This is a genomic window from Herbaspirillum sp. UBA812, assembly GCF_002296545.1.
Lineage (GTDB): Bacteria > Pseudomonadota > Gammaproteobacteria > Burkholderiales > Burkholderiaceae_D > Herbaspirillum > Herbaspirillum huttiense.
This window is the reverse complement of record NZ_DBIC01000325.1, coordinates 1-6025: the sequence shown is the minus strand read 5'-3', so window position 1 is coordinate 6025 and position 6025 is coordinate 1. Positions and strand designations below refer to the sequence as shown.

Sequence of the window (6025 nt, the reverse complement as noted above, 5' to 3'; positions counted from 1 at the left end):
GTGCCACCTTCCTGTTCTCGCTCGGGCCCGACCACACCGGCTGGGCGCTGAAGCAGATCTTCCGTCCGGGCTTCTTCAGCAAGGTCTCGCGCACTTCGGTGGTGGAACACTATGGCATCAAAACGCTGATGTACGGCACCCTGCTGCCCGCCCCCGACATCGGCAAGACCTGTGCCGATTTCATGCGCTCAGCCAGGGACGCGGGTTTCGAATGCGGCATCCATACCTGGGACCACCGGGTCTGGCAGGACGACGTTCGCACCGCCGACGCTCAGTGGACCGTGGAGACCATGCACAAGTCGCATGCCCGCTATCGCGAGATCTTCGGTGAGGCACCCCGTACGCACGGCGCTGCGGGCTGGCAGATGAACGATCACGCCTTCGTCCAGCTGGACCAGTTCGGCATGGCCTACTCCTCGGACGGCCGCTCGCAGCTGCGGGAAAACGGCCGCCTGGCCGATGCCGATGCCGGCCCGCATCGCGTGTCGGCCTTCGGCAAGCCCCTCTCCTGCGTGCAACTGCCCACCACCCTGCCCACGCTCGATGAAATCCTGGGCCGCGAGATCGGCGGCAAGATGATCGACGCGAGCAATGCTGCTGAATTTTTGCTTCAATTGACCAAGGAACCGCGTGACCATGTCTTCACTCTGCACGCGGAACTTGAAGGACAGAAACTCGGCCCCATTTTCGAACAATTGCTCACCGGCTGGCGTGCCCAAGGCTACGAACTGGTCTCCATGGGCGACTACTACCAGAGCATCAAGAATGACGTCCTGCCCATCCTGCCGATCGCCTGGGGCGAACTGCCCGGCCGGTCGGGCGAGATGATCGTGCAGGCCATGTAAGGCTGCACAGGATTTGATCATGGCTTCATCAGGGCCGGTGACCCCGGCCCGCCAACCATCCACCAACAAGACTTCACCTACGGGGCGCCACTTTGACAGACCGACCATCCCTCCTGAACAAGACCGTGCCGGACTTCTCGGCCGCCATGACCAGTGGCAAGACCTTCAACCTGGCCGACTATCGCGGCAAGAACCTGGTTCTGTATTTCTACCCCAAGGACAACACCCCCGGCTGTACCACCGAGGGCATGCAGTTCCGTGACCTGCATCCGCAGTTCCAGGCTGCCAATACCGACATCTTCGGCATCAGCCGCGACAGCCTGAAGTCCCATGAAAACTTCAAGGGCAAGCTGGGCATGCCCTTCGAGCTGATCTCCGACCCCGATGAAACCCTGTGCGCCATGTTCGACGTCATGAAGATGAAAAACATGTATGGCAAGCAGGTACGTGGCGTGGAGCGCAGCACGTTTGTGATTGACGCCGCAGGCAAAGTGGTGAAAGAATGGCGTGGAGTGAAGGTTCCTGCACACGTGGATGAGGTGCTGGCCTTCATTAAAACCTTGGCCTGAATGAAGTTCGATTCCTGAGACAGGCGGTCCGGTTGCTGCAGCGCAATAGCCCACCCGGCTGCTGCGCGCAGGGTCCGGACGGCAACGATCGATTCAGGCCGCGGCGCGGAGACCTGGCAAGTAGCTGCGACGCGTTCCAACCATGCGGTCAAACGATACAAGCCATTGAATTCAAACAGAAAAACGTTTGCTGGAAGCCGTTTCAGGTTAAGGCCCGAGGCCTGCCGAAACGGCTTTTTTACTTTTTACTTTGCCACCCCCGCCGTCCAGGCCAATCAAGCCCTCGCCCAACCCCTGTCTGCCCTCCGTACGGCAACGGCCGCTACGTTGCAGCACAGGTGCAAGGATTTCATTGGCATGCCCGGCCTTGCAGCAAGATCCCGCTCTTTGCTGTCTGATGTATTGCTTCACCTGTTCGCTCTGACAAAGCGGTGTTTTCTTCATCCACTTCCGAGGTCCTGATGCCCCTGCCCAAAATGCCGAGCAAACCAGCTTCGATGCTGTCTCCCGAGGACTATCCCAAGGCCGATCGCAACAAGCCCGTCAAACCGAACATCACTCTCGTTGAAACCTCCGCTCCCGTAGTTGCACCCCAAGCAGTTGCAGTTGCCGTTGCCGACGTCTCCGACACCAAGGTCACCGCGCCCCGCGCGCGCATCACCGGCAAGACTGCCGCCGTGGCCGAGAAACCGAAAGCCGCTCCCAAGAGCGCCGAAGTCCGCCCCAAGTCGCCCACCAGCCGCGTGGCCGACAAGCTGGGCAAGTCCAAGCTGTTCGTGCTGGATACCAACGTGCTGATGCATGATCCGACCTCGCTGTTCCGCTTCGAGGAGCATGACATCTACCTGCCCATGGTCACGCTGGAAGAGCTGGACAACCACAAGAAGGGCATGTCCGAGGTGGCCCGCAATGCGCGCCAGATCTCGCGTTCGCTGGATGCGCTGGTGTCCGACGTGGCCGAGGATTCGATCGACCTGGGCATCCCGCTGGCCAAGCTGGGCAACAAGGATGCCAAGGGCCGCCTGTACTTCCAGACCAAGCTGCAGAACGCTGCCCTGCCGGAAGGCCTGCCCGAAGGCAAGGCCGACAACCAGATCTTGGGCGTGGTGCGCGCGCTGGACCAGCAGTATCCGGAACGTCCGGTGGTGCTGGTCTCCAAGGACATCAACATGCGCCTCAAGGCGCGTGCCATTGGCCTGCCCGCGGAAGATTACTTCAACGACCACGTGCTGGAAGATACCGACCTGCTGTATTCGGGCATCCAGCAACTGCCGGATGACTTCTGGAACAAGCATGGCAAGGGCATGGAGTCCTGGCAGGAAAGCCGCCACGGCACCAGCTACACCTACTACCGTGTCACCGGCCCCTACGTGCCCTCGCTGCTGGTCAACCAGTTCGTCTTCATCGAGCCCAAGAATGGCGAACCGGCTTTCTACGGCCAGGTCAGCCAGATCAACGGCAAGACTGCCGTACTGCAGACCCTGCGCGACTTCGGCCACGCCAAGAACAGCGTCTGGGGCATCACTGCGCGCAACCGCGAGCAGAACTTCGCGCTGAACCTGCTGATGAACCCGGAGTGTGACTTCGTCACCCTGCTGGGCCAGGCCGGTACCGGCAAGACCCTGCTGGCGCTGGCTTCGGGCTTGGCGCAGGTGCTGGAGACCAAGCTCTACAACGAAATCATCGTCACCCGCGTGACGGTGCCGGTCGGTGAAGACATCGGTTTCCTGCCGGGCACGGAAGAAGAGAAGATGGGCCCCTGGATGGGCGCCTTCGATGACAACCTCGAAGTGCTCAACAAGTCCGATGGCGATGCCGGGGAATGGGGCCGTGCCGCGACCCAGGACCTGATCCGCTCGCGCATCAAGATCAAGTCGCTCAACTTCATGCGCGGCCGCACTTTCGTGAACAAGTTCTTGATCATCGACGAGGCCCAGAACCTGACGCCGAAGCAGATGAAGACCCTGGTCACCCGTGCCGGCCCCGGCACCAAGATCGTATGTCTGGGCAACATCGCCCAGATCGACACGCCCTACCTGACCGAAGGCTCCAGCGGCCTGACCTATGTGGTCGACCGCTTCAAGGGCTGGGCGCACAGCGGGCATGTCACCCTGGCGCGCGGCGAACGCTCGCGCCTGGCCGATCACGCCAGCGACGTGTTGTAAGCACTTTTCTTCAGCACCAAAGCAAAAAGCCACGTGAAAACGTGGCTTTTTGCTTTTGGGCGGCCGCTGCGCTGGCAGCGACCATGAATGACGGCTTGTTACAGCACGTGCACGCCGATCCACCAGGCGATCGCCGCCACGAAAGCGGAGGCCGGAATGGTGAAGATCCAGGCCCAGACGATGTTGCTGGCCACGCCCCAACGCACGGCCGACATCTTCTGCGCCGCGCCCACGCCGACGATGGCGCCGGTGATGGTGTGGGTGGTCGACACCGGAATACCCAGGGCGGTGGCGATGAACAAGGTGATCGCACCGCCGGTTTCGGCACAGAAACCACCGACGGGCTTCAACTTGGTGATCTTCTGACCCATGGTCTTGACGATGCGCCAGCCACCGAAGAGCGTACCGAGGCTGATGGCGCAATAGCAGGAAATGATGACCCACATCGGCGGGGCATCCGGGGAGGAATAACCCGAAGCGATCAGCAGCATCCAGATGATGCCGATGGTCTTCTGCGCGTCATTGCCGCCGTGGCCGAGACTGTACATGGAGGCCGACAGCAGCTGCAGGCGGCGGAACCAGCCATCGATCTTGCGTGGTGTGGAGCGAAAGAAGATCCACGACACCACGAGCATCATCAGGGAGCCAAATACCAGGCCCAGCACGGGCGAGAGCACGATGAAGAGAATCGTCTTCAGCAGGCCCGCCGAGATCAGCGCGCCGGTACCGGCCTTGGCCACGGCCGCGCCGACCAGGCCGCCGATCAGGGCATGCGAGGACGAGGACGGGATGCCGTAATACCAGGTCACCAGGTTCCAGAAGATGGCCCCGATCAGGGCACCGAAGATGACATACTGGTCAACGATGGCCGGTTCGATGGTGCCCTTGCCCACCGAAGCCGCCACGTGCAGTTGATGGAACACGAACACGGCCGCCAGGTTGAAGAAGGCGGCCATGGCCACGGCGGTCTGCGGACGCAGCACGCCCGTGGAGACCACGGTGGCGATCGCGTTGGCGGCGTCGTGGAAACCATTCATGAAGTCGAACAGCAGCGCCAGGACGATCAACAACGCGAGAATATGTAAGCTGATTTGGATTGTTTGCATGGGGAAACCGTTGTGTGAAACCAGCGGCGTCCCCGTCGGAAATCGAGGGAATCGCCGCTACGCCGGAAGATCAGGCGTTTTCGACGATGATGCCTTCGATGATGTTGGCCACGTCTTCGCAGCGATCGGTGACGGTTTCCAGGATTTCGTAGATGGCCTTGAGCTTGATCAGGGTGCGCACGTCCGGTTCATCGCGGAACAACTTGGACATGGCCGCACGCATCACGTGGTCAGCGTCGGACTCCAGGCGGTCGATTTCTTGGCAGATCGACAGGATCTGGCGCGAGTTGTCCATGTTGGACAGCAGGCCCACGGCCGACTGCACCTTCTCCGCACAGGACAGGCACAGCTCGGCCAGGCGCTTGGCTTCCGGCGTGATGGCCTTGATGTCGTAGAGGGAGATGGTCTGGGCCGCGTCTTCCAGCAGGTCCAGGATGTCATCCATGCGGGTGATCAACTGGTGGATGTCATCGCGGTCCAGCGGCGTGATGAAGGTCTTGTGCAGCAGTTCGATGGCATTGTGCGTGACCTTGTCGGCTTCCTTCTCGACGGCTTCAATGGCGTGCACGCGAATTTCAAGGTCGTCGAAATTGGTCATCAGCGCCACCATTTCTTTCGCGCACTTGACCGCCAGCTCTGCATGCTGATTGAAAAGGTCAAAGAATTTGCCTTCAGTCGGCATCAATCGTCCAAACATTTTTCTCTCTCATCAGTGGTTAGCGCTCATGTAAAGCGCCGTTTCGAACCGGCCTGCGGCTGCCCCCTTGGAAGCCGGTACCCCGCCCTGCCGGTCCTGCACGAACGGCCTTGGGAGCCGTTCGCTTTGCATGACACGGGCGGCCCGACGCCGCCCGTGATCCTTGTGCAGCGACACGCCCTGATGGCGCGCCGCCGATGGCATCAGTCGCCGCCGTAAGGCTGCGCCAGATTGCCGATATAGTTGTCGTACTTGGTATACATCCCCAGGAAGGACAGGCGAATGCTGCCGATGGGGCCATTACGCTGCTTGCCGATGATGATTTCCGCCGTGCCCTTGTCGGGCGAGTCCGGATTGTAAACTTCATCACGGTAAATGAACAAAATAACGTCAGCATCCTGTTCGATAGCGCCTGATTCGCGCAAGTCGGACATCACGGGACGCTTGTTGGGACGTTGTTCCAGCGAGCGGTTCAGCTGCGACAGCGCGATCACCGGGCAGTTGAGTTCCTTGGCCAGGCCCTTCAGGCTACGCGAGATTTCCGAGATTTCGGAGGCGCGGTTTTCAGAAGAGCTGCCACCGTTGCCCGACATCAGCTGCAGGTAGTCGATGATGATCAGGCCCAGCTTGCCGCATTGGCGCG

The 6025-nt window shown here is 60.8% G+C and carries 6 protein-coding genes; 3 read left to right on the top strand and 3 right to left on the bottom strand.

Annotation, left to right across the window (positions count from 1 at the left end; translation table 11 throughout):
- From B3873_RS21975 to B3873_RS21965, 3 genes are all read left to right on the top strand, one after another.
- A partial coding sequence (locus B3873_RS21975; RefSeq protein WP_286869078.1) for a xylanase occupies window positions 1-845 on the top strand: 845 nt, incomplete at its 5' end.
- A 92-nt stretch (window positions 846-937) separates the two neighbouring features.
- Complete coding sequence (locus B3873_RS21970; protein ID WP_286869077.1) at window positions 938-1414, top strand: peroxiredoxin; 477 nt, start codon at window positions 938-940, stop codon at window positions 1412-1414.
- A gap of 497 nt (window positions 1415-1911) precedes the next feature.
- A complete protein-coding gene (locus B3873_RS21965) occupies window positions 1912-3579 on the top strand; it encodes a PhoH family protein (RefSeq protein WP_286869076.1) in 1668 nt (555 codons plus the stop codon).
- A 98-nt stretch (window positions 3580-3677) separates the two neighbouring features.
- On the opposite strand, the gene B3873_RS21960 is transcribed toward B3873_RS21965, so the two are convergent.
- The 3 genes from B3873_RS21960 to B3873_RS21950 form a co-directional block, all read right to left on the bottom strand.
- Window positions 3678-4685, bottom strand: a complete 1008-nt coding sequence (locus tag B3873_RS21960) for an inorganic phosphate transporter (protein WP_039788418.1) — start codon at window positions 4683-4685, stop codon at window positions 3678-3680.
- A 70-nt stretch (window positions 4686-4755) separates the two neighbouring features.
- Window positions 4756-5382, bottom strand: a complete 627-nt coding sequence (locus tag B3873_RS21955) for a DUF47 domain-containing protein (protein ID WP_134222217.1) — start codon at window positions 5380-5382, stop codon at window positions 4756-4758.
- A 203-nt stretch (window positions 5383-5585) separates the two neighbouring features.
- The coding region (locus B3873_RS21950) for a DnaB-like helicase C-terminal domain-containing protein (protein WP_286869075.1) at window positions 5586-6025 on the bottom strand (440 nt) is incomplete at its 5' end.

Excerpts from the sequence above, each read along its gene's own strand:
- B3873_RS21965 (WP_286869076.1), top strand. The coding sequence starts at position 1,912 with ATGCTGTCTCCCGAGGACTATCCCAAGGCCGATCGCAACAAGCCCGTC.
- B3873_RS21960 (WP_039788418.1), bottom strand. The coding sequence starts at position 4,685 with ATGCAAACAATCCAAATCAGCTTACATATTCTCGCGTTGTTGATCGTC.
- B3873_RS21955 (WP_134222217.1), bottom strand. The coding sequence starts at position 5,382 with ATGTTTGGACGATTGATGCCGACTGAAGGCAAATTCTTTGACCTTTTC.